The 25169-nt window shown below is 47.9% G+C and carries 19 protein-coding genes and 1 riboswitch; of the genes, 10 read left to right on the forward strand and 9 right to left on the reverse strand.

Annotated elements, in window-relative coordinates; all coding sequences use genetic code 11:
• Positions 1-60: 60 nt before the first annotated feature.
• Positions 61-2214: a magnesium chelatase ATPase subunit D gene (gene bchD, locus QUB68_RS06565; RefSeq protein ID WP_332990537.1), complete on the reverse strand. Its 2154-nt coding sequence runs from the start codon at positions 2212-2214 to the stop codon at positions 61-63.
• A gap of 34 nt (positions 2215-2248) precedes the next feature.
• Entirely contained in the window at positions 2249-3532 is a 1284-nt protein-coding gene (locus QUB68_RS06570; RefSeq protein WP_332990539.1) for a sensor histidine kinase, read from the reverse strand.
• Between the two features lie 207 nt (positions 3533-3739).
• Here QUB68_RS06570 and QUB68_RS06575 point away from each other — a divergent pair, with 207 nt between their 5' ends.
• The 6 genes from QUB68_RS06575 to QUB68_RS06600 all read left to right on the forward strand — a co-directional run bounded on the left by QUB68_RS06575 (position 3740) and on the right by QUB68_RS06600 (position 10006).
• Positions 3740-5077, forward strand: coding sequence for an SLC13 family permease (locus tag QUB68_RS06575; RefSeq protein WP_332990540.1), 1338 nt, complete (start codon positions 3740-3742; stop codon positions 5075-5077).
• The gene (locus QUB68_RS06580) at positions 5074-5235 is read left to right on the forward strand and encodes a hypothetical protein (RefSeq protein WP_332990542.1); all 162 of its coding nucleotides are present in this window, start codon (positions 5074-5076) and stop codon (positions 5233-5235) included. The genes QUB68_RS06575 and QUB68_RS06580 overlap by 4 nt, the downstream gene beginning before the upstream one ends.
• Before the next feature lie 82 nt (positions 5236-5317).
• Positions 5318-5511, forward strand: a riboswitch (cyclic di-AMP (ydaO/yuaA leader).
• A gap of 101 nt (positions 5512-5612) precedes the next feature.
• On the forward strand, positions 5613-6461 hold the full coding sequence (gene ntrB, locus QUB68_RS06585) for a nitrate ABC transporter permease (protein WP_332990543.1): 849 nt from the start codon (positions 5613-5615) through the stop codon (positions 6459-6461).
• 140 nt (positions 6462-6601) lie between these two features.
• Positions 6602-8032, forward strand: a complete 1431-nt coding sequence (locus QUB68_RS06590) for an ABC transporter substrate-binding protein (protein WP_332990546.1) — start codon at positions 6602-6604, stop codon at positions 8030-8032.
• A gap of 296 nt (positions 8033-8328) precedes the next feature.
• A complete protein-coding gene (locus QUB68_RS06595; protein WP_332990548.1) occupies positions 8329-9171 on the forward strand; it encodes an ABC transporter ATP-binding protein in 843 nt (280 codons plus the stop codon).
• A 46-nt stretch (positions 9172-9217) separates the two neighbouring features.
• The gene (locus tag QUB68_RS06600; protein ID WP_332990550.1) at positions 9218-10006 is read left to right on the forward strand and encodes a universal stress protein; all 789 of its coding nucleotides are present in this window, start codon (positions 9218-9220) and stop codon (positions 10004-10006) included.
• A gap of 206 nt (positions 10007-10212) precedes the next feature.
• Here QUB68_RS06600 and QUB68_RS06605 read toward each other — a convergent pair whose 3' ends face one another.
• Positions 10213-10431: a hypothetical protein gene (locus tag QUB68_RS06605; protein WP_332990552.1), complete on the reverse strand. Its 219-nt coding sequence runs from the start codon at positions 10429-10431 to the stop codon at positions 10213-10215.
• Between the two features lie 234 nt (positions 10432-10665).
• Positions 10666-12642, reverse strand: coding sequence for a S9 family peptidase (locus QUB68_RS06610; RefSeq protein WP_332990554.1), 1977 nt, complete (start codon positions 12640-12642; stop codon positions 10666-10668).
• Positions 12643-12821: 179 nt separating this feature from the next.
• Between QUB68_RS06610 and QUB68_RS06615 the strand changes: the two genes are divergently transcribed.
• Entirely contained in the window at positions 12822-13745 is a 924-nt protein-coding gene (locus QUB68_RS06615) for a nucleoside hydrolase (RefSeq protein ID WP_332990556.1), read from the forward strand.
• A 205-nt stretch (positions 13746-13950) separates the two neighbouring features.
• Here the strand turns inward: QUB68_RS06615 and QUB68_RS06620 are convergent, their stop codons facing one another.
• From QUB68_RS06620 to QUB68_RS06635, 4 genes are all read right to left on the reverse strand, one after another.
• The gene (locus QUB68_RS06620; RefSeq protein WP_332990558.1) at positions 13951-14460 is read right to left on the reverse strand and encodes a tetratricopeptide repeat protein; all 510 of its coding nucleotides are present in this window, start codon (positions 14458-14460) and stop codon (positions 13951-13953) included.
• Positions 14461-14507: 47 nt separating this feature from the next.
• Entirely contained in the window at positions 14508-16109 is a 1602-nt protein-coding gene (locus tag QUB68_RS06625; protein WP_332990560.1) for a DUF4335 domain-containing protein, read from the reverse strand.
• A 288-nt stretch (positions 16110-16397) separates the two neighbouring features.
• On the reverse strand, positions 16398-17207 hold the full coding sequence (locus QUB68_RS06630; protein ID WP_442923047.1) for a DUF3038 domain-containing protein: 810 nt from the start codon (positions 17205-17207) through the stop codon (positions 16398-16400).
• Positions 17208-17373: 166 nt separating this feature from the next.
• Positions 17374-20073: an endonuclease MutS2 gene (locus QUB68_RS06635; protein ID WP_332991152.1), complete on the reverse strand. Its 2700-nt coding sequence runs from the start codon at positions 20071-20073 to the stop codon at positions 17374-17376.
• 357 nt (positions 20074-20430) lie between these two features.
• Here QUB68_RS06635 and QUB68_RS06640 point away from each other — a divergent pair, with 357 nt between their 5' ends.
• From QUB68_RS06640 to QUB68_RS06650, 3 genes are all read left to right on the forward strand, one after another.
• Complete coding sequence (locus QUB68_RS06640; protein WP_332990561.1) at positions 20431-21675, forward strand: sensor histidine kinase; 1245 nt, start codon at positions 20431-20433, stop codon at positions 21673-21675.
• A gap of 373 nt (positions 21676-22048) precedes the next feature.
• A complete protein-coding gene (gene exaC, locus QUB68_RS06645; RefSeq protein WP_332990563.1) occupies positions 22049-23569 on the forward strand; it encodes an acetaldehyde dehydrogenase ExaC in 1521 nt (506 codons plus the stop codon).
• Between the two features lie 214 nt (positions 23570-23783).
• Positions 23784-24143: a DUF779 domain-containing protein gene (locus tag QUB68_RS06650; RefSeq protein ID WP_332990564.1), complete on the forward strand. Its 360-nt coding sequence runs from the start codon at positions 23784-23786 to the stop codon at positions 24141-24143.
• A 210-nt stretch (positions 24144-24353) separates the two neighbouring features.
• On the opposite strand, the gene QUB68_RS06655 is transcribed toward QUB68_RS06650, so the two are convergent.
• On the reverse strand, positions 24354-24905 hold the full coding sequence (locus QUB68_RS06655) for a DUF2854 domain-containing protein (RefSeq protein WP_332990565.1): 552 nt from the start codon (positions 24903-24905) through the stop codon (positions 24354-24356).
• Between the last annotated feature and the right edge of the window lie 264 nt (positions 24906-25169).

The following is a 25169-nucleotide window of genomic DNA, read 5'->3' on the forward strand; positions in this document are numbered from 1 at the left end:
GGAACACAGGCGGGATGCCCGTGTCCTCAAAAATGCCGATGGAATCTCGATTTAAGAATTTTAGCCGATCGCGTCACGTAGAGCATTTTTAGTCATAGCTGCGATCGACTGTTCGGAAGCTTTCGGCAAATGATAGTATTTCCCGCCAGAAGTCTTGGCCAACTCCTTCGCAAAACCGGTCGAAATAAATTTACTCTCAGTATCAATCACCAGCAACTGCATTCCCAAGCCGCGAATTTTGGCAGCAATTTCCAACAATTCCTTTTTAATATCCGGCTTTTCGCCATCTAAAATCGGTTCGCCCAAAGAACGAGCCAAAGGAATATTACCGCGTCCGTCGGTAATGGCAACAATCGCCACTTGACCAATATCTCCAGACTGCCGCGCGTTAACTCCCACGCGAACCGCTTGCGTCAAACCGTGGGCGAGGGGGGAACCGCCGCCGCAGGGCAACCGTTCCAAACGCTTGCGGGCCAAGGCTATCGAGCGAGTCGGCGGCAGTAATACTTCTGCTTGTTCTCCGCGAAAGGGAATCAGCGCAACTTGGTCACGACTTTGATAAGCTTCCGTAAGTAGCTGCATCACCGCACCTTTCGCCGACTGCATCCGATTGAGGGCCATCGAACCGGAAGCATCCACGACAAAGACGACTAGAGCTCCAGCTTTTCTGGCCAAGCGCTTCGCCCGAATATCTCCCTGTTCCACAAATACGCGCTTTTCTCGATTTGGGCTAGAACTCGCCGTGGGTTCCTGGTCTGAATTCTTTTGGCGGCGGGCTTTTTGGTAGGGTGCGGCGGCGCGGAGAGTCGCGTCAACGGCGATGCGGCGGACGGGGCCTTTGGGCAACATTGGCTTGACATAACGGCCTCTATCTTCGGAGAAAATGGTGGTTCTGCTGCCCGATTTGCCTTGGCGGTTGGCGGATTGGGCGAAGAATAGCACGTCGGGGTCGAGAATTACGCCTTCGGGGTCGAACAGAAATTCTTCGGGAATGGTATCTTTTTCTGGTTCTTCTTCAGGTTCCGGTTTGTCTTCATCCTCTTGGTCTTCTTCGTCTTCTTGTTCGTTTTCGGGTTCGTCTTGTTCTTGTTCTGACTGCTGTTTTTGTGGCGGTGGTGGCGGGGGAGGAGGAGGTGAGTTTTCGTCTGGGGGAGTTTGGATGACGGTGGCGCGGGGTACGATGACTAATTCTACGGCGCGGCGCAAATCTTCGGCGTTAACTGCTGTGCGTCCCTCAATGGCGGCGCAGGCTTTGGCGACTCGGACTGCGAATATTTCGGCGCGGTGTCCCTGAACTACGCCGCGGATGGCTTCTTCTACTAAGTAGGCAATTTGTTCGCGGCTGATGGTGACATCTTTGAGCCATTCTCTGGCGAGGATGATTTGGGTTTTGAGGTTGTCGGTGTCTTCGGCGTATTGACTGAGGAATTGTTGGGGGGAGCTGGAGTAGGATAAAGCTTGTTCTACTGCATAGACTCTTTCTTGTAGTTCGAGTGCTGCGTCGGCGGAAAGGACGATCGCGATGCGATCGAGCAAATGTTCTCTGAGCGGCCCTTCTTCGGGGTTGTAGGTGGCGATGAATAGAGGTTTGCAAGGGTGTTGGAAGCTGATGCCTTCGCGTTCTATTTGGTTGCGACCTTCGGTTAATACTGTGAGTAATTGGTTGGAAATATTGTCATCGAGGAGGTTAATTTCGTCTACATAAAGTACGCCTCGATTTGCTTGGGCTAAGAGTCCTGCTTGAAATACAGTTTGACCGAATCTTACTGATTGTTCGACATCGACGGAACCTAAGAGTCTGTCTTCGGTGACACCCAAGGGAATTTGAATAAATGGTGTGGCAATTATTTCTGTATTTGGGGAATTAGTATCGGTGGCGTGGGCATCTTGCCCGCTTGCTTCTGCTAACTCTTGCCCGCTTGCTTCTGCTAACTCTTGCCCGCTTTCTTCTAATAAAGAAGAGGCATTTTCTACAAGAATTTCATCAGGTTCGGCGTTGCAGAAAGAGTCTTTGACAATTTCAATTGGTGGGAGTAGGGAATGCAAGGCGCGGGCCATTACTGATTTTGCGGTACCGCGGCGTCCTGCGATCGCAACTCCTCCCAATCCGGGATCGACTGCTGCTAAAAGTAGGGCTAATTTGATGGCTTCTTGCCCGACTACGGCGGTGAGGGGAAAGGCGGTTGTGGAAGGGCTAAGGTTGGCTGCGGGCATAGGATTTTCGGATGTACAAATTTGAACTTAATGTTTAGCTTACTTCTTGAAGAATTTTAACTTCTAGGGGCAGAATCACGGTAAAAGTTGAGCCGACTCCTATTTCTGATTCTAGCTCTATTTTACCTTGCAGCAGTGTAACGAGCCGCGATACTATTGCTAATCCCAGGCCTGTGCTGTCGGGGGAAAAGTGCGGTTTGCCGGCTTCTCCTGCTTGAAAGAAGGGGTCAAATATGCGGTTGGTATCTGCGGGGGCGATGCCGATGCCGGTATCTGTAATTGCGATCGCCCAATTTGCTTCTCCAGCACGGTGGCAACTTAATTCAATGCTACCAGATTCTGTATAGCGAATGGCATTGCTCAGCAGGTTTGTGACAATTTGTTGCAGCCGCTGAGAGTCGGCGATTACTTGTTTTGGGGCGCAGTCGCTGGTAACTGCGAGCTTTAATCCTTTAGCATCAGCCATGGGCTGCATCATTTCTACTACGGTGTTAATTACAGATCGTACATTAGTTTGCCGCAGGTGAAGTTTAATTTTTCCGCTGTCGGCGCGAGAAAGTTCTAGGGCGTCGTTAATCACGCGCAGCAACTGTCTGCCGTTACGCAATACTCGCTCAATGTGTTCGCTGCCGGGGAGGGTATCTTTGATTTCGGATTGCCATTTTTCTTGGCGCAAAAACAGTTCGGAATAACCGATAATTGAGTTGAGGGGAGTTTTGAGTTCGTGAGCTAAATGGTAGACGTTTTCTTGGTTGACGCTGACGAGGCGAGAGAGTTCTTGATTGGTGAGTTTTAACTGAGTTTGGATTTGTTCGAGTTCCCGCAACCTCTGAGCGACGTAGCTATCGAAACACTGGGCAATTGCTTCGTCTACTACGGCATCTATGAGCCGAAAAGCTCTGAATACTTCGGCGGTGGTTCCTGCTAGCAATTCTGCTTCTAAGTGGGAGAATATTACTTGACGCAATAAGTGGTATTCCCGGGCTACTTCTGCGGCGTCGTAGCCTTGTTCTGCTCTGAGAAATCCGTGTTCTAAACTGGCTTCAATTATTACTTTTATGTCGCTGTTTTGATATTGAGAAAGCACTGTGGCCATCGCCGCCAACAGGTGAGGTATGTGATCTTCTATTGCTGAGTGCGGTAAGGCGTCAGCAGTATCAATTTTTCTGTCCTGACGTACTGCTGCAATCCAGTTTTTGACGATAGTATCGGTTTTGTCGGCGAGCACTTGGCTGTAGTCCATGATGTCTGCGTGGGGGTTGAGTTTGGCAGATGTTGCCCATGCTTCATTGTAGTCGAACGATCGCCCGATCGCCATACCAAACTTCGGGCGATCGCGACAGAGCCAAAAGAAGTAGTTTTGATGTAATTTTTTCCCTATGCCGGAGCTCTATTGATGACTAGATCCCAGCTTGTTAGTGCCAAAAATAGCACTTAAACTTATTGACATAATAGCCATAAAGTAGTATAATTCCTCAAACCGAGAGTTGGGAATTTTTAAGTTTTAATTTTGTCAGGGGACTCAATGGAAAACGTGCAAGCTGCGATCGCTGTGGCAACATTTATCGGTGTAGTTTTCTTAATAATTACAGAATGGATACACCTCACAATTGCGGCATTCCTGGGAGCGCTGATTCTGGTGTTTACCCACGTGATGACGTTAAAGGATGCGATCGAATATATCGGTCGCAGTCACGGAACCCTGGGCTTATTTTTCGGAGTCATGGTGATGGTGAGATCCTTTGAACCAACCAAAGTATTTGATTATTTAGCAACTAAAATGGTGTTGTTGGCCAAAGGCAAAGGCAAAAATCTCTTGCTGGGAATTGTCGCAATTACGACGCCTATTTGTGCAGTTTTACCCAATGCTACAACAGTCATGTTGCTAGCACCGTTAATTCCGCCAATGGCGCAAGAAATCGGTGTAGATTTTGTGCCGTTGCTGATTTTAATGGTATTTGTAGCTAACAGTTCGGGACTGCTGACAATCGTGGGAGATCCGGCTACATTCATTGTCGGCGATGCGATTAACATGAGTTTTGCTGATTACCTGGTAAAGTTAAGTTTGGGTGGGGCGATCGCCGTAGGAGTGATATTAGTAATTCTGCCTTGGCTGTTCCGCGAAATTTGGCACAAAGAATTAGATGATTTGGAACATTTGCCGCATCCAACAATTAATCACCCGCGAATCTTAGCAGTGGGTGGCTTAATTATAGCTTTCGTGCTGACATTTTTTGTAGTAGGAGAGTCTCTGCCCATACCAATTTCACCGGCAGCGGTTGCTTTGTTAGGGGCTGCTTTAGCAATGCTGTTGGCTCACCATTCAAAAATTGATTCAGTTAACAATATTTTGCGGGATTTAGATTGGAGTACGCTGTTATTTTTTATGTCGATATTTGTCCTAATTGGCGGCTTGGAAAAAACCGGAATCATCGGCAGTATGTCGGGAATTTTAGCAGCTATTTTAGGTAAAAATATTTTTCTGGGTTCTTTAGCTTTGTTGTTTTTCGTGGGTTTGATGTCGAGTGTAGTGCCAAATATTCCGCTGGTGGTGGCGATGGTACCGCTGCTAAAACAGTATGTTGTGAATGTCGGACTCGCACCGGCAGAGGTGCTGGCTCCAGATTTTGCAGGGCAGTTTCCACCTGCGGTGCTACCGCTATTTTATGCGATGATGTACGGAGCAACTTTGGGGGGAAATGGCACTTTGGTAGGAGCTTCTTCTAATATAGTGGCGGCGGGAGTTTCTGAACTGCACGGGCGTCGGATTTCTTTTCAAACTTTTCTGCGTTACGGGCTTCCTGTGATGGCTTTGCAATTGGTGGCTGCGGCTGTTTATATAACTATTCGGTTTTTGATTTGAAGGAAGAAGGAAGAAGGAAGAGGGAAGAGGGAAGAGGGAAGAAGGAAGAAGGAAGAAGGAAGAAGGAAGAGGGAAGAAGGAAGAGGGAAGAGGGAAAAGGGAAGAAACATTGGTTGGTAAAATCTAAAGTATCTAAAAGAGCCAATATATACTTTTAAAGATATATTGACAAGATTAGAGGCTTGTGATAGTTTAAGTAAAATTGACTAAAAAAGTCAAGCCTAATCCAGTGTTGCGCGATCGCACAAGTTGCAAAGACTAGCGTATCGCTGGAGCGGAGGAACCAATTTTCGGGGCAAATCTCCACAGATTTAACAAGCCAAAGTTAAAAATTGCCAAATTTGAATGTAATTTTTGATTTGGAAATCTAAGGAGAAGGACATCTCTCAGTCCTAGCCCGTCAGCTAACTTCGTCGGCATTGAGAAGAGACTGAAGAGTCAACTTGTCTTCACATAGATAGTTTGACTTCATCAGTGTCTCAGGTTGGTATTGTTCAAGATTCTTGTACCTGCCCTGACTCTGAAGGAGAATAAAATGTCAATACAACTTAATTTAGCTGCGATCGCAGTTGCCGGAGTTGCAGCATGGAAACGAGCAAAACCCGCTGTTATCAGAGATAGTGTATTGTTGCCGGCGGCGGGTTTTTTGGGAATTCTTGGTTTGTGGTGGATTGTTGCCAGCTTCAAAAGCGATTTGATTCCCACCCCGTATCAAGCGTTAATCGCTAATTTAGATTACATATTGCATCCATTTTATCAGCGCGGGCCCGGAGATTTAGGCATTGGCTGGCTGCTGCTAGCGAGTTTGCGGCGGGTGTTGCTAGGATTTTTACTGGGTGCAGTTGTGGCGATTCCAGTAGGATTTCTGATTGGGATGTCGAAACCAGCAATGATGGCGCTGAATCCACTGATTCAAATCTTCAAACCAGTGTCGCCGCTAGCTTGGCTACCCATAGCTCTATCAATTTTTAATTTAGCAGATCCGTCGGCAATCTTTGTCATATTCATCACGTCTTTGTGGCCGACAATTATCAACACAGCCCTGGGAGTTTCTAGCGTTTCCAATGATTATCTGGATGTGGCGCGAGTGTTGGAAATGTCGCAATGGAGGCGGATTACAAAAATAATTTTGCCTGCGAGTTTGCCCTATATTTTTACAGGTTTGCGGATTAGTTTGGGGATTGCTTGGCTGGTGATTGTGGCAGTGGAAATGCTGACAGGCGGTGTGGGAATTGGCTTTTTTGTGTGGGATGAATGGAGTCGTTTGAATCTAAGTTCGGTATTTTTAGCGGTGTTTGTAATTGGCTTAACTGGTTTGTTGCTTGACTATGCAGTTGACAAAGTTCAAGAATTAGTAACGCATCGATCAGTCAAGAGTCATTAGTCAGTTGGCAGTTGGCAGTTGGCAGTTGGCAGTTGGCAGTTGGCAGTTGGCAGTTGGTGGTTGGCAGTTGGCAGTTGGCAGGAATTTTGAGGTCAAAAAAAGACAGCGGATAGTTAACCATTAGAAATTTCAAATTAAATATGAGCAACAAGTTTTCCAATGAATGGAACCGCCGAGAGTTTTTGCAAGGAATCGGAGCGGCGGCGGCGGGAATGGCTTTATCTGGTTGTGCAATTAGCGCGGATCGATCGGCAAAAGGACTCACTGAAGAAGCCGAAGCGGTAAAGCCGATCGTCAATTCCCAAACCTTAGAAAAACCAAATTTAACCGTAGGATACGTGCCCGTTAACGATTGTGCACCATTTGCGATCGCCTGGAAAAAAGGATTTTTCCGCAAATACGGTTTAAACGTCAAACTCAACCGCGAAGCAAGCTGGGCAACCTCCCGCGACGGTCTGATTTTCGGCCGCCTCGACGCCTCGCCAGTCGTATCCGGTGCCGTCACAAACGCCCGCATTGGTGCAGAAGGAGCGCGTCATGCACCCCTGTGCGCTGCCATGACAATTCACCGCCACGGCAACGCCATGACGATGAATAAAGCGATGTGGGATTTCGGTTTGCGTCCGTGGCACGAATACAACGGCAATCTTGAAGAATTTGGCAAACAATTTCGCGCCTTTTTTGACAGTCAGCCGGCAGAAAAAAAAGTTTGGGCAGTGGTTCTGAGTTCGTCGATTTACGAATACTTTGTCCGCTACATATCGGCGGCTGCGGGTGTCGATCCGTTCAAAGAATTTCGGGTAATTATTGTGCCACCGCCGCAGATGGTAACTAATATGAGAATTGGTGCCATGCAGGCTTACATGGTAGCTGAACCTTGGAATACGCGGGCAATTAAAGGCAATTTGGGAGTGGGTTTTACCTTCGCGCAAGGCAAGGAAGTTTGGCAGGGACATCCCGATCGCGTTTTGGGAGTCATGCAATCATTCATTGACGAAAACCCGAAGACTTATTACTCGCTGGTGAAGGCAATGGTGGAAGCTTGTCAGTTTTGCAGCAAGCCGGAAAATCGCAGCGAAATCGCCGCGCTGCTGACTGAGCGATCGTTTACTGGCGCTAAACCTAAAAACGGCGCGATCGACAAATTTACGCGGCCGGGAATAGTTGGGGAATACAACTATGGTGGGTTTGACGAAAAAGACCGCACCATAATATCGGAAGATACAACTATTTTCTATGACATTCCTAAGAATTTGCCCCAAATACCGGGAAATCATTCAACATTTCTGTGGCAGTCTCAGAGTATTTGGTTGATGACTCAAGCCGCCCGCTGGGGACACATTAAGGAGGTGCCCAAAAATGCTGATGAATTAGCTAAACAAGCTTGGAGAACCGACCTTTACCGCAAGATTGTTGCTGAAATGGCGATCGATTGTCCCCTGGAAAACTACAAAGTGGAACCTGCGGAAGTTTTCATTGACAAAAAAGCATTTGACCCCAGCGATCCGGTGGGTTATTTGAATAGTTTTGAAATTCGAGCAAACCGCCCTCAATCTTTCTTTCAGTCTTAATTTATACAGTGCTAGGCGCAGTTATTGTAGTGTCAAAAATTGCCTAAAATCATGAGAAATATCGTTTATAGCTCAGTTTCGATCCCCCTAAATCCCCCTTAAGAAGGGGGACTTTGAGAAGCCTCTTGTCCCCCCCTTCTTAAGGGGGGCTAGGGGGGATCGAGAGCTTAATCGTCAAACACTAGACCGGTACTACATTCGCAGCTCAAATTAACAGGCTTTGCACACCGCACATTACCGCAAGCGCAACCAAAAGAAAATCTAATTAACACTTTACTAATTTTTAGGAGAATACCGTGACTCAATTTACTTCTACATCTACCCCAACCAACGACAAAATTAACAGCAAATCAGCAGATTTCCTGGAAATCAATAACTTGTTCAAGTCTTACAAAAATGCTGATGGCAGCGAGTTTAGCGTTCTAGACAATATCAACTTAAGTATTGGAGAAAACGAATTTATTTCGGTAATTGGTCACTCGGGTTGTGGCAAATCGACGCTGCTGAAAATAGTGGCAGGTTTGGAAAAACAAAGCAGCGGAATCGTGACACTCGAAGGCAAAGAAGTTCGCAAACCGGGAGCCGATCGCATGATGGTATTTCAGCACTACGGATTGCTACCTTGGCTGACGGTGCGGGAAAATATTCGCCTAGCAGTCGATGAAGTTTTGCAAAATCTCAACCGCGCCGAGAAGATTAGCCTTGTCAACGAACACCTAGCAATGGTAAACTTAACAGCAGCAGCCGATAAATATCCCGATCAAATTTCAGGGGGCATGAAACAGCGGGTTGGGATTGCGCGAGCTCTGGCACTTCGCCCGAAAATGTTATTAATGGACGAACCGTTTGGAGCGCTGGATGCTCTGACTCGCGGCAAGTTACAAAAACAGGTGCTGGATATCTGGGAAAATCACAGACAAGCTGTGATGATGATTACCCACGATGTGGACGAAGCTATCTATATGTCCGATCGCATTGTGTTGATGACAAACGGCCCGGCGGCAACAATCGGCGAGATTTTGGCAGTACCGTTTGCCCATCCGCGCGATCGCCAGGAGTTGCGGGAATCTCAGGAATATTACGAACTGCGAAACTATGCTTTGAATTTTCTAGATCGCTACTTTACCCAAGACGAATAACGCCACACGAACAGACAAAACAATTCACTTAAGAGAGGTCAAGCCTGTGAATCTCAAAACAATCTTAGCGCGTTTTGAAAGTGCATTGGGATACCAAAACTTAGCAGAAGAAATGGTGTTGCTGCCGGAGCAAAAAGCGCCCATTTCTCATAAATCAAAATCTCCGAAGTCGGCAAAATCTATCAATTTTATTGTCGCGTATAACAGCTCTCCCAAAAGTCAAACAGCTCTCGACATTACCCTGTGGATTGCACATCAAACTCGTTTAGTCACAACTCAAGAAGTCACGGTGCAAGTCGTCTACGTGCTTGACGAAACGCCCAACAGTTACGAGGACAATGCTTGTAGTTTGGGTGGGGAAAATCCCTGGGCTGCCAATCCGAAACAGTCGGATGGAGAGGAAACATCGGCCCTGAAGTATGCAGCGCCTGCGATCGCTTTACCTCCCGCCGAAATCCAATCTGTATCCCAGCGGAAAACTTGGATCGATCCGCCTTATTTCCGAGCAATTTTTTGTCAAAACAATGAGTACGAGGTTGCAGATAAGTTATTGTGGCAAGCGCGCTGTTTGGCTGAGGAATGGCGCGGTTTATTCAAAGCTCATTTACGCATCGGGCAGGTTGCCACAGAATTGAGAAATGTGGTAGAATTAGAATCAGCAAATTTACTATTTATGGGCTGCAATTCTGGCAATCACCCGCTGATTAGGGAACTAGGAAATAATTTTCCCTGCTGTGTGCTGGGGATTCCTGCGGCACTCAACTATCCGATGGATTTTAGACCAGAAGAAAGTTTGAGCAAGTTGCAGTTAGCTACACCTATGCCTGCACGTTAAACTTGTTGCCACTCAGGGAAAACTACTATTATGTAAGACGTGCAGTGCGCTTCCTACATAATAGTAGTGATACTAAATCCGTCTTGTTAAATAGTTTCTTTATTTCTTAGTCCGCGCGGCCGGGTGCCTGCTGTAGGCTGAGGCGCACTCTTGGTTTGTCTGGTAGCGATTGCAATCGCCTAGTCTGATTAAGGGTTTTTTAATGGTTATCTGATCGCAGACAGTTCGTTAACTAATTTTATCCTACCCCGGCACACAGAGCGCAGGAGGCGATCGATCGAGCGTTTGTCTTCCTCAGTCAAAGTTTCGTCAAAAATAGCAGCCAGCAAACCGTAGCGATCGGCTACAGTAATGTAGCCATTATGATTCACTTCGGCAAACAGCTCGCCCAAAGCAGATGGAATCAGGTTGACAGGAGTTTGCATAGCGATTGACTCTCAACTCGACGATGCGCGATGCTCTTTTCTGCGGTCACAGAGAGCGATCACACCCTAATATCATGTAGGTATATTGCCATAAAAGCTGTGACAATAAACAGCAAAAATTGTGACAGAAAACAGCAAAAATTGTGAACGACATCACATTCAAAATTAACGAATTATGCTATTGCTTGCAGTTGCGTTTGATCGGAAAAAGAGCAACTGCAAACTTAATTTGTGCTATAGATTGTAAATCGGCACTGCTTCCACAGGTTCAGCCAACTCAAACCCAAACACCCGCGAATAGAAATAGAATTCGCCATCAAGAGTTCTTTTAATATTTTCAGCGCGACGAAAACCGTGCTGTTCCCCTTCATAAGCAACGTAAGCAACCGGCAACCCTTTAGCTTTCAATATCTCTACCATCATCTCCGCTTGATTGGGCGGAACGACTTTATCTTCCAATCCTTGAAAAAAGATGACAGGACAAGATAAACGTTCAGCAGAATGAATGGGAGAACGAGCTACATACAAATCTTTGCGTTCGGGATAAGGCCCGATCAATCCATCCAGATAGCGCGCTTCAAACTTGTGAGTATCAGTTGCCAAAGCCTCCAAATCGCTCACTCCATAATAGCTCGCACCGGCCTTAAACACATCGCGGAAAGTCAGAGCGCAAAGCGTCGTGTATCCCCCTGCACTGCCTCCGGCGATCGCCATTCTTTCGCCATCAACTAAACCCTTTTCGGCTAAATATTTAGCACCGTTAGCGCAGTCGTCAACATCCACAATTCCCCAACTATCTTGCAGCCTTCTTCTGTATTCCCGCCCGTAACCCGTGCTACCGCCGTAATTGACATCAAGGACAGCAAAACCGCGACTCGTCCAATATTGAATTCTCAAATTCAGGCTGCTAGAAGTAGCAGCAGTTGGGCCGCCGTGACTTTTGACCACTAGCGGCGGTTTTTCACCCGCAGGTGCAGCGAAATCTTGGTTTTTCGGAGGGTAGAAGAAACCGAAAGCAGTCAAACCGTTTTCCGTGGGAAATTCCAGCGGTTCCGGTACCGAAAGATAACCAGCATCGATGCTTAAATCGCTGGATTTTCGCAGGATTTCCCGCTGACTTGTGGCTAAATTTAGCTTTAGGATAGCACTAGATGCGATCGGCGAACCTGCTAGAAAAACAACCGTTTCTCCCCGCGCTTTCACCGAGGAAATATCAGTGTAACCTGTCTCGATTGTTGTCAACTGCTTTGTCGCTAAATCGAGACTTGCTAAATGCCACTTGCCGTGCTGAGTGTAGGTGCAAATAATTTGGCTTTCCGAGACAACAGCATAGGTAGACATTCCAAAAACCCACTGAGGGAGGCCGAATTCAGCGGCCATTTCGCACAAAGGTTCGATCCCCCCTGCCCCCCTTAAAAAGGGGGGTTCTATTTCTTGTTGTTGCCGCAAGGGGGGATTGAGGGGGGTTCTGTAGAAATTCCACCAATTCGACTTGTCAGAAACAAAGTACAAAACTCCATCTGGCGACCATTCTGGTTGAAAAATCGACTCATCAACTCCGCCGGCAACTAAATGTTTTTCGCCTAAAGAACCGTCAGCATTGATTTCTGCTACCCACAATTCTGTCCCATCCCACGGCATATTTGGATGGTTCCAACAAATCCAGGAAAGTTGAGAACCGTCAGGACTCAAACGAGGGGAAGCATAAAAATCATTGCCTCCAGCATTAATTTGAATGTCGGCGCCGTCATCCAAATTAATGCTAACAATAGTATTGACAGCTTCGCCCTCACCTGCACGGTCTTCGCGCACGCAAATCAGGCGATTTCTTTGCTTGTCAAGAATCACATCTGCGTAGCAAGAATTAGCAGCAGGTGTCAGGGGTTCTGGTTGAGAATCTAATTCTTGACAATAAATCCGCCCGTCGGCAAAATGAGAGAAATAGACCGCACCGCTAGCAACTGCAAAGGAAGCGCCGCCGTATTCGTGAACGCGAGTGCGAACGTTGAAAGGAGGCGGTGTCACGTCACTGATTTTACCGTCGGGAGTGCGCCGCACAATGACGCTTCTTCCTGCTTCCGAGGGTCTTCCTTCTACCCAGTAAATATCGTCGCCGTCAATGGCAATTTGTCCGAGTCCGACAGTTCCTGAAACAATTAAATCTGAGGTGATGGGAGATTTCCAAGAGCCGTAAGGTGATATGGTATTCATATATAGTTTAGGTTGTTTTGTTTGATGCAACAATACAGGAGTTACGCACTCAGACCAAAGAAACCGGGTTTTTGAGCTAATCTGCAAGTTGCAACAAAGTATTTTCGTAAAAACCCGGTTTCTAGCCACGCATAAATTAATATTGGTATTTTACAATAATTCAGTCGCGGGGAAGCAGAATGTCGAAAAAACTTGTACTAATGGATCACGACGGTGCAGTTGATGACTATCTCTCAGTCGTGTTGCTGATGACAATGGAGGAAGTGGAAACTCTGGGAGTAATTGTCACTCCGGCGGACTGCTACATTCAACCAGCCGTGAGTGCAACGCGCAAAATCCTTGATTTGATGGGGCGTTCAGAGGTGCCGGTGGCGGCGAGTACGGTGCGGGGACTTAACCCATTTCCGATGTTGTTTCGGCGAGATTCCTTTGCGTGCGATCGACTTCCCATTTTAAATGAAAAAGCCACCATTGACACGCCGTTAATATCAGAACCCGGACAAAACTTTATGGTGCGAGTTTTGCGGGATGCAACGGAACCGGTCACATTAATGGTGACGGGGCCGCTAACAACTGTAGCGCAAGCCTTAGATATCGCACCAGAAATTGAAAGCAAAATTCAAGAAATTGTGTGGATGGGAGGCGCACTCAACGTTGTCGGCAATGTTAGCAAAGATATGGAACCGGGACAAGATATGTCGGCGGAATGGAATGCTTACTGGGACCCGATAGCCATCGATAGAGTTTGGCAAACTCAAATTCCGATTGTCATGTGTCCTTTAGATATCACTAATAATGTGCCGCTGACTGTGGAATTTTCTAATATCTTATCCAGACAGCGCCAATATCCAATTTCCGATTTAGCCGGACAGTGTTACGCGCTAGCAATATCTCAAGATTACTATTTTTGGGACATTTTAGCGACCGCTTATTTAGCGCATCCAGAATTTTACGAATTGCGAGAATGGGAAACTGAAATTGTTACCGAAGGTATCAGTCAAGGACGGACAAAAGTTAAAAGTGGAGGGCGCAAAATTCAAGCAATGGATCGAGTAGATACGGAAAAGTTTTACAATTACATATTGCAGCAGTGGGCGCGCTAAGAATTACAAAATTTGGTAGCGGCGGGGCTGGTGCCCAATATTTCCGCCGTATAAAACCCGCCCCGATATTCTCTTCTTTTCGCTCTCTTTCTCTGCGCCCTCTACGCCCTCTGCGGTCAATCAAAAAAAATCTCATTCACAACTCAGAACTTTTGAATTATTGCTGGTGTTTTGTATTTGATAATTTTGATTTTCCGTAGGTGAGTTACTTTGTCATGTTTTTGAGGACTTGTTCGAGTGAATTTGCGTCTTGAGTTTTGCCTTGGCTTCTGAATAAATCCCTGGCTTTTTTTACTGACTCTACTGCCTCTGACATTTTATTTTGTGCATACAGGACTTGTGCAAACATATAATGAAATTCTGGGACGTTCGGTTTGAGGCGAATTGCGGTTTGAAAATTGGGAATTGCTTCTGCTAGTTTGTTTTGATTGGCGAGAAGGCTGCCCAAGTTAGCGTAAGCTTCGGCAAAGTTGGGGTCGATTTGAATTGCTCTGCGAAATGCTGATTCAGCACTTGCGGTGTTTTGTTGGGCTGCTAAGTTGATGCCTTCTTGGAAATAGTCATTTGCTCCGGCATTTTGAACTAAACTATTGTTTGGTGGTGACTCTGCTGACCCGATCGCCAAATAAACATTTGCAGCAGAAACTGGAGCAACTGTCAACAGGCTGGCGGCTGCTGCTATGAAAAAATGCTTTTTTTTGAGTTCGTTTAACATTGGCAATTAACCTGGATTTCCAATCTGAATAAGGTGTTTGAGAGGGTTCAATTACTTTCTTCCAAAAATGTTTGTACTCGACCATTCGGTCTCAAAACCACTCGAATTTTAGGGTTTTTGCCATTGGAAACGGCAGAAACAAATGGCTCGCCGACTAACGGCATACTAGCGCGATCGATATAATCTGCTGCTGCTTTTCCCATCGGTACAATACTTTGAATTGAGCCATTTTCATCGATCTGCACGCTGTATTCCAAGGTTTGTTCCATGCCTTCTGTCGGCTTCCAGCGTTCCTCAAAGTAGGTTCTCGCTTCGGAAACCTGAGGAATTGTATCAAATAAAGTGCGGTTTTTCTTGCTGGCGGCGGCTTGGTTGCTGTCTGAGGATTGGGCTGGCCCTTGAGCGTCCTCAAGGGCTGGGAGTTCTGTGCTGGTAGGGGGGAGCATCTGCTGGGGGAGGCGGGGGAAGGGTTGCTGTGGGGGAATGGGAAGTCGGGATGCGGACAGGGGGGGCGGCAGGGGGGGCGGTACGGCGGGAGCTAGTCTCGGCGGTACGGGGGGCAGCAGGTAGGGTACTGCTGCGGGTGCTTGGGGGGCGGCAATTGGCGGCGGGCCCGGAGCGGGATCGGGAATTGTGATGATTTGCCCTTGGGGGAGGGCTGGGGCGCTCTGTGAGGCTGTCGGTGCGCTGCCGTTGGGGGGAAATAGCAGGGTTGGCTGCTGGATGGGGCTGGGTTTGTTGGTGGTTGGGGTTGGGGCGATCGCGATTGGGGGCAAGCTGGGGCTGGGGGAGGTGGCGGCGGTGTTGATGGGGGGGGGCGGCAGGGGGGGTAAACCGGGTGTGGCTGCGGCTGTTGGGGTTGGGGATGTCGCGGGGGATGTTGTGGGGGCGGGAACTGGGCTGGGCGTGGCGCCGGCGACTATCTGGGGCTGTGCTGGTGCGGGGGCGGATTGTGGATTTGTGGGGGCTGAGGCGGTTTGTGGGGAGCTGGCGGGTCGATCGAGCATTTTGACAATTCCCGCCGTCAAGCCCGCGCCGGCGACCAGCATGGCTGCGATATTCAGCCAGGGTACAGCTTTCGCCCGTCTGCGATCGCGGCCGAGGTTGGGGAGGGCCATGATTTCGGCCGCGCAGTCATCTAGTGCTGTGGCCAAGTCAAACAGTTGCAGGGTACTCAGGTGTACTTCCGGCCCGGATTCGGCGGCGCTCAATGAGCCTAAAAACAAGTTGTGGGCGAGCAAGCCGCGGGGTTCTAGGCGGGGGGGAATGGGAAGATAGGAAGTGTTTGGGGCGGCTGCGCCTAGTTCGGAGGTGTTGGGGGGTCGATCGACTGTAACGGCATTACGCGCGACTTCTGGCAAGTCGGTGCCCACAGTACGGCTAGTTTCAGGCTCGATATTGCTTGGACAATCGCGGGATGCGCCGAGGAAGTTTTGGACGTAGTTGCTGACTGCTTCGCGGAGGGTTTCGAGTTGATGGCGATCGCCCCTAAGTGTAACGTGTTGAGTATCTGGTAGCCTGGGGTCGTCGAGCCGCAACTCGAAATTTAAAGATTTAAATACGGGTTGGCCCGCCCAGCGAGATAGAGGCGAACTTTTGGCTGTAATTTCCAGCGTGCAAGTGGGGGGCGTGTACCGTTTGAGAACCATAATTTTGGTCAGTTGTTAGTTGTTAGTTAGTTGTTAGTTGTTAGTTGTTAGTTGTTCGTTGTTAGTTGTTCGTTGTTAGTTGTTAGTTGTTCGTTGTTAGTTGTTAGTTGTTATTTGTTATCAGGAAGAGGGAATAACTATGTTTTCTCTGATATTTGGTAGCATTCTCAACAAGCTTTTTTTACCAACAGGCTTTCCGGCCTGTTCCACAACAAATAAATTTTTTGGTGGAATAGGCATCTTGCCTGTTTCTGATGTTTTTCATTCTCGTTTTCATTATGGCTTGACTTAATTCTTAGCACGGTCTAGGAGAGCCAGCCAGAGCCGCCTGTGACCGCCGGGACTGCTGTAAAACAGCAAATCGATCAGGAGTTTCAGGGCCAAATTAGTTAGTTCTTTTGCCGATAAAGTTTCTGCATCTTCCATGCGATCGGCATAAGTGTTGCTGAACCTATCAATATAGTCACCCAACAAAGCGACTGTGTGAGGTTCGCGGTTTTGCTCGGCCATTTGTTCCAGCAAAGCCACGGCGCGGCGGATTAAAGCTTGGTGCTGTGAAGCTAAATTACAGCTTATCAAAACGAGCGATCGCGCTTCCTCCACATCCAGTTTTTTTCTCCCTCCCTGGCCTTTCCGCAGCGGGTTAGACTGGCGCAGCCGCCACAAAGCCACGCGATCGGCTACCATGGGCTCTAAATTCAGTTCGGCTGCTACTTTGAGCATCGCCTCTGAGCCAATTTCTGCCAGTGCTTCTAGGGCTAACAACACTAAATCCAGTTGGGCTTTAATGTTGTCTAACTGGGTAGGTTCTGGTGCTTTTTGGGTCAATTCTTCCCAGTTGGGAGATGGGCCCGTTTCGTTTGTGGGAGCGGAGGGCTTTACAGTCGAGCGCATGGCTTGGGCACGGGAAATAAGACGGGTTGAGGCAGGATATCGACAGTATGCAGTGCTTTTGTTTGGCGGCCGGACAAAAGCAGATTCTGTTAATTTTTCTCCATAACTCGTTGCTTTGATTCCGGCAATCCTAGTTGCTGGAAGGATTGGAGAGTTGAAAGTTGCGGTTGCAAGTTCGATCGATCGCAACGCCGAAAAACCCATAAATTTTTACCCCCAACCATCCTACGCCGCCCGGTGTCCGAAATCAATTCTGTGTGTTCGGACTAAGCTGTTGTGGCCGAAAAGATTTAACTTTTCGGGCGGGCAGGATGCCCACCCCACAAGAGTTTCAAGCAACATGATTCTAAAAATTTAGATGCACGCCAGCTTATTTGAGATAAACCAACGTCACGCCTCCACCTCCTTCTTTTTGACTAGCGAGCTCGAAGCGGGAAACCTGCGGGTGAGTAGCGAGGAAGTCGTGAACCCCGCGCCGCAACTGTCCCGTACCTTTACCGTGAATTATCCACAGCGCACCGTATTCGACGGCTTTGGACAGAGCTCTGTCGATTTCGATTTCGGCATCGGAGACTCTGGCGCCCCGGAGGTCGATCGAATTATTAGCAGTGCGGATGGCAATTTCAGGATTGGGTTTTGCCGGTTCTGCCGCTGCTTGCTTGGCTTTGGCGGTAGCGGCTGCTTGGGCGGCTGCAACCTTGGCTAATTGAGCTTTTGTTTCCGGTTTTTCACCGTCTAGGGATTCAATTTCTGCCAGTTTGACAGTCATTTTCATAATCCCAAACCGCACGCTCAACTCTTCGTTAGCGTCGGGCCCGCTGAGGACTTCGGCGGTTTGGCCCAGGCTGGGAATGCGGATGCGATCGCCCGTTTTCGGCATAAAACCCGGTTTCGGCTTCGCCGGTGCTTTCCGCGACGGCAAATGTTTTTCAGAAATTTGATTTAAGGTATCTGTCGCCTGTTGGGCATTTTGAGCCGTTTGATCGCCCGCCTGCAATTTCCGAATAATTTGAGCAATTTCTGATTTTGCCGTACCTATCGCCTCATTTACTGCCACTTCCTGAGCTATTTTTAGTTCTCGCTCCCGTTCTTGCAAAGCTGCTGCTTTTTGAGAAACTTCTTTGTGCAGTTTTTCGGTTTGGTGCAGCAGTTGAGTTGCTTCGCGGGCTTTGGTTTCCTGTTTCCGGCGCTGCGCTTCGAGTCCGGCGATGACTTGGTTGACATCAGCCGAAGCACCCCCGACATGGGTTTGAGCTTCTTCGACTATGGATGCTAGCAAACCGAGTCTTTTGGCAATGGTGAGGGCGTTGGAACGTCCGGGAATTCCCCACAGCAAGCGATAGGTTGGCTGCATGGAACTGTCGTCAAATTCTACTGAGGCATTTTCAAAGCGGGCGTCTTGATATTTGAGGGCTTTGAGTTCGCCAAAGTGCGTAGTTGCGACTGTTAATAGCGAATGTTGGGCGAGATATTGCAAGAGGGCGATCGCCAATGCACTGCCTTCTGAGGGGTCTGTCCCCGCCCCTACTTCGTCTAACAAAACTAAAGATTTGGGAATTGGGCATGGGGCATGGGGCACTTGTGCTGAGCTTGTACTGAGCTCCGTTGAAGTGCGTAGCCGAAGTATGGGGGCTGGGGAATTTGTACTGAGCGTATTTGTATTGAGAGAATCCGAAGTAGCCGAAGTATTCGGAATTGGGACGTTTGAATTTTCTGCCTTTTCAGGCTGCAATTTATTACTTAAAACTTCTAAAATGCGGCTGATGCGGCGGATATGCCCGCTGAAAGTAGACAAACTTTGCTGCAAAGATTGTTCGTCACCAATATCAGCAAGAATGTTGTCGAACCAAGGCAATTCTACGGGTTCGCGGGCGGCGACAAACATTCCAGCTTTTGCCATTAAAGCTGCCAATCCCAAGGTTTTGAGGGTGACTGTTTTGCCGCCGGTGTTGGGGCCGGTGATGGCGACGACGCGGATGTGCGGCCCGATAATTAAATCGACGGGCACGACTGCAAAGCCTTGCTCGTGCTGTTGCTGCCAAACTAATAAAGGATGGCGCAACTGGCGGAGGGTGATTGGCGATCGCAAATTGCGAGTTAATACTTGGCTCTGTTCTGCTTGTTCCTCATCTGAATTTTCCTCATCTATATTCTCTGTATTTTTTGGTGCTAATTCTGGCTCTCCCAAATCAATAAATTTAGGAGGATTTGCTTGCAGCCAATAACCGTAGCGCGCTTTAGTGGCAGCTAAGTCTAAAGTTGTCACTACCACCAACAATCTGTCTAAATCTGGTTTGACTGCTGCGACTTGCTCGGTGAGGGCGCGGCGGACTGCTTCTTCTTCGGCTTGTTCTTGTCTGAGCAACTGCCGCATTTGGTTGTTGAGATTGACTGTGTTGTGGGGTTCTACGTACAGTGTCGCGCCGCTGGCGGAGGAGTCGTGAACGATGCCGGGTATGGCATCTTTTTGGGGAGCTTTGACCGGAATTACAAAGCGCGAGCTTCTTTGGGTAATTACCTGTTCTTGGACGGCGTTGGATTGGCGCTGTAAAATGCCTTGCAATATTTGATAAATGCGATCGCGCACTTGTCGCATTTGTACTCGAATTCCTGCTAATTTAGGAGTGGCTCGATCGGCTACTTGAGCGCGATCGTCTATACAGCGGTGGATTTCTTGCTCGATTTCAGGATAAGTCCGCAATTGGGATGCGAGTTCTTTGAGCGTCGGGACATCGGTTGCAGAGTCAACTATCCGGCGCAATTGCCTTGCTCCGGCGAGGGTGGTAGCAATTGCCAGCAATTCTTCGCCGCCTAGCAAACCTTGCAGTTCGGCTCGTTGCAGGGAAACGCCGATGTCTTGGATGCCGTCAAAACTCAAAGCACCGCCAGCGCGGCTCTCTAACTGATAAGCTTCCTGAGTTTGGGCCAGCAATTCTGCTGTTTGAGCTATCGTTGGCGGAATTTGGAGATCGAGGGCGGCGGCGACGCCGAGTTTGGTAGCCGCGAAGGTAGCCAAGTGCTGACACAGGCGCGGCCATTCTAATAGTTCTAGTGTTTCGGCTTGAATCAAAGTTGAGGTGGTGTTGGTAATTGGCATTCCCAGGCGCTGACCGAGAAGGTGAATTTGACGTTACTGTTAATTAATTTTAAAGTTTTTTTATGGTTTTCGGGCGCAACTTGAGAAAGTATCTAGGATAGTTGTCAGTAGTCTGAAAGCAGAAAGCTTTGATCTAAAGACCAATTAGGAAGGCGAGAATTTGCATTTTTGCATTGCTCGTCTAAAATTATACCTTCTACTGAGCTATTTTGGGCTTTGAGGGAGCCGGAATCCGCTGTTTTTTCGAGGATTGAACTATTTTTTAATTTTAAATATGTCCGCGCAATTCTGGCGGTTGTATGCTAAAGAGTAAGTTATGGAGCTGGTGTTATGGCAAAGATTCTGACGATCGCGGATGCTGCGACTTGGGAAGTCGTGCAAGAGTTACTCTCCGGGGAGGGACATGAGCTGAAAGTCGCTCCCGACGGCAAGGATGCTTTTGATTTGGCGAGGGATTTTTTTCCCGATGCGATCGTTTGCGACGGGACTTCGCCTCAAATCAACTGGTTGGAGGTGTGTCGGCTGGTGAAAGCCGATAGAGAATTGGCGACAGCATATTTTGTGCTGGTGACAACACCCGAGCAATTTACAGGGGTGGAAGAATTAGACGCGCCCTTTGACGATTTTCTGTTTAAACCCATAGCTAAGCAGGAATTGTTGGGGCGGGTGCGCGCGGGTTTGCGTGGGCGCGAGTTGAGGCTGGAGTTGGAGCGAACTCAGGAAGAATTGCAACAGTCGTGCGATCGAATGCTGCAAAGGGAAAAAATGTCAAGTTTGGGCGAATTGATATCTGGTATCGCCCACGATATTAACAACCCAATTACTTTTATTTACAGCAATCTAACTCACGTCCAAACTTACGCTACTGATTTAATTGAACTGCTGCGATTGTATCAAAAACAGTTGGTCAATCCCGGAGCGGAAATTCTGCAAAAACAGCAAGATATGGATGTGGAATTCGTGCTCGACGATTTATTAAAAATTGTGAACTCCATGCGTACCGGGAGCGATCGCATCCGTCAAATAATCTTGTCGGTACAGGATTTTTCCCGCAGCGATCGATCGGGCTGGCAGCTATTCGACATTTCTGACGGTTTAGAAAATACCCTGTTGTTGTTGCAGCACCGCTTGCCGGCGCGCGAGGGGCGGCGGGATATCAAGGTGATGAAGGAGTACGGAAATCTGCCGCAAGTTGAGTGTTATGCGGGTCAGCTAAATCAAGCTTTTCTGAATATTATCAATCATGCGATCGATGCTTTGGAAGAGTCGAGTCAAGAGTTGAATGAGTCGGAATCAATTAAATTTAAGCCGGTGATTTTGATTACCACTCAGGTGATCGATGCTCAGCGGATTTCTATTGAGATTGCTGATAACGGCATGGCAATCAGCGAAGATATCACAGCCCAAATTTCTGATTCATTTTTGATGTCGAAACCGGGAGAACACACCAGCGCCTTGGAACTTGCTGTCAGCTATCGGATAATTGTAGAGCAGCACAAAGGGGAGTTAAAATGTTTTTCGGAACCGGGTAAAGGTACTAAGTTTCGGATAGAAATTCCGCTCAGGCACAGTTGACAGTTGACAGTTGACAGTTGACAGTTGACAAAAGAAGGAAGAGGATTGAAGCAATGAATAGTCTTGTTTTAATTTCTCACTCAAAGGGTTCCGGCTTTAAACCAATTATTTCTGGTAAGATGGCGGATTAGGCGGGGGTATTTGTACAGGAATTACGTCTGGTTAGAAACCAGGTTTCTACGAAAATATGGCGACAAGGAACGAGAAATATACGTAGAAACCTGGTTTCTGAGGTATGCGTGCGTAATTCCTATTTTATTGAAACAATGTAAAATTTTGTATATGAAATAACCCAAGTTCCAGAAAATAGACGATAGTTGATATTTAAGAGATTTCACAAGTCCGCGAAAACAAATTTTAATTAGGTAATAAAATGGTAGTAGCAGCACCTGTTCAATCCGGCAGTCAGTCGATTTTTCAAGCTCGTTACGACAACTTTATCGGCGGGAAGTGGGTAGCACCGGTGAAGGGGAAATACTCGGAAAACCTTTCGCCAATTACCGGAAAATCAATTTGTCAAATTCCCCGATCGAGCGCCGAGGATGTAGAATTGGCACTAGATGCCGCCCACGCTGCGAAAGACAAGTGGGGTAAGACGAACCCAGCAGACAGGGCGCGGGTGTTGCACAAAATAGCCGATCGCATGGAAGAAAACCTCGATCGCCTCGCCATCGCCGAAACCTGGGACAACGGTAAACCAATTCGCGAAACCAGACTAGCAGACATCCCGCTGGCGATCGACCATTTCCGCTACTTCGCAAGCTGCATCCGAGCCCAAGAAGGGTCGATCGGCGAACTCGACGAAACAACAGTCGCCTACCACTTCCACGAACCCCTAGGCGTCATCGGACAAATCATCCCCTGGAACTTCCCAATTTTAATGGCCGCCTGGAAACTCGCCCCAGCCCTCGCCGCCGGCAACTGCGTAGTCCTCAAACCAGCCGGGCCCACCCCCGCCTCAATTCTAGTGTTGATGGAAATCATCGCCGACTTAGTACCAGACGGCGTTATCAACGTGGTTAACGGGCCAGGAGCCGAAATCGGCAAAACCCTCGCCACCAGCCCCCGAATTGCGAAAGTAGCCTTCACTGGTGAAACAACCACGGGCCGGCTGATCATGCAATACGCCTCGCAAAACGTCATCCCCGTCACCCTAGAATTAGGCGGAAAATCCCCCAACATTTTCTTTGAGGATGTCTGCGCCCAAGATGACGAATTCCTCGACAAAGCCGTCGAAGGATTGGTGATGTTTGCTTTCAACCAAGGCGAAGTTTGCACTTGTCCCTCGCGGGCGTTAATTCAAGAGTCAATTTACGATCGATTTATGGAAAGGGCGATCGATCGCATCCGCCAAATCAAACAAGACAACCCCCTAGATCCGACAACCGCCCTAGGCGCGCAAGTCTCCGTCAACCAGATGGAAAAAATCGCCGAATACGTCAAAATCGGCCGCGCAGAAGGCGCAGAATGCCTGATTGGCGGCGAAAGAAACACCTTATCCGGCGACTTGCAAGACGGCTATTATTTCCAGCCGACAGTCTTCAAAGGAAACAACAAAATGCGAATTTTCCAAGAAGAAATCTTCGGCCCAGTATTAGCAGTCACCACATTCAAAGACGAAGCCGAAGCTTTAGAAATTGCCAACGATACCCTCTACGGTTTAGGCGCAGGAGTTTGGACGCGCGACATCAACACCGCCTACCGCATGGGCCGCGCCGTTCAAGCAGGCCGCGTGTGGACAAACTGCTATCATTTGTATCCCGCCCACGCAGCATTCGGCGGCTACAAATCATCCGGTATCGGCCGCGAAAACCACAAAATGATGTTGGATCACTACCAACAAACCAAGAATTTGTTGGTCAGCTACAGCCCCAAAGCTTTAGGCTTCTTCTAAGCATTGCGTACTAATTAATCCTAGGGTGCGTCAGGCGGAAAAATTCTGAGTTTCTAGTCAAAATATTCAGTCCTGACGCACCCTACAAGAGACAAGATTGCACTCATTTCCAAATTATCTTGAAATTATCTGCGTTTATCTGTGTTTATCTGCCCTACATCTGCGGTTTATGTATCAATGAATGATTTATGCAAAAAATCTAATCACTTCTAAAATGCAAACAATCCCCAAAGTCACCGCCACCGCAGCCGCCTTGAAACTAATAGACTACCTCAAAACCCAGCACGGAGAATTGATGTTTCATCAATCCGGCGGCTGCTGCGACGGTAGTTCTCCCATGTGCTATCCCAACGGAGAATTAATCGTTGGCGGTGGCGATGTATTGCTGGGAAAACTAGGCGGTTGTCCTTTTTATATTGCAGCGCAGCAATACAAACATTGGCAGCACACGCAGTTAATCCTAGACGTAGTACAGGGGCCCGGAGGCAGCGATTTTTCTCTGGAAGGGCCGGACGGAGAGCGTTTTATTACTCGTTCTCGCTTGTTTTCCGAAATCGATAAATCTGCTATTTAAGATGTTTAAAATTTGGGTGCAAAACTTGTGCGCTCAATAATTTTCTGTTGCTGTATATCATGTCCGAAGAGAACGACCATAATAAAATTCGTTTGTAGTGAGGACTTTAGTCCTCACTACAAACCGTTTTTATTAATGGTAATTTACCGGACATAATATTAGAGGGAGAAACAGAGTTTCTGAATTCAGCGTGCGACGCTCGCAAACTATTTAAGCTTTAGGACTTGTAATTAAAGCCAATTCAATTTTTTCATTAGGCTTTTGAGTCACTTGCGCGCGCAAACCAGGGCCAAAAAAAGTAGCTATTTTTTCTTGCTTTTCTTCCCAGAATTCGATCGGCATTAGCGGCGAATAAAACTCTAAAATCAACCCATAGGCACCATCCACATCAACTTCCCGCAACCCTTGGAGGAGGGGGCGTTCCTCGTCGGTCGGGGCCATTCCCAAGCGTTCCAGGGCATCATCTAAGTGAGCTGGTTGACCGTAGCGAAATCGGGTGACATCTTTGCGGACTTGGTTTTGAGTATCTGTGGCCTGACTTTCTCGCAGCCGGAGAACTTCGCCAGAGGTTGGTTCGGTGAACTCCGCGGGTTCGAGTTCGGCCGCTTTCAGCGCCAAACCTCCCAGCAACAGGGGAATTCCATAAAAAAACCCGGCTAGGTTGAGGGTAGGTTTGTCGGTGAAGTAGGCATAAAAGCCAACTGCTGCTAAAATACCGCCCACCACTAAGGCTAGGCTTGCTAAAGAAGTTTTACGTAACATATTAGTGAGGTAAGTAGTCGGACAAAAATAATATACTTTAATTATTATCGGGCAAGAAGTCTGGAATAAATTTAGTTTTTTTGCCAAAAGACCCGCGAAAACTGCTAGCATCTAGGAGCGCCGAAACTGTGTGCATCCACAATCTTGTCTTCAGATTCAGCAATTTATCCCGCTTTCCATCGAGGCTGCGCTACGGCTGAATATCTGTGTTAAGGGCGCGGCGTTGCTTCCAGAAGGCAGTCGAGATCGGCAGTATGATTAAAG

The organism is Microcoleus sp. A006_D1 (assembly GCF_036702805.1).
Taxonomy (GTDB): domain Bacteria; phylum Cyanobacteriota; class Cyanobacteriia; order Cyanobacteriales; family Microcoleaceae; genus Microcoleus.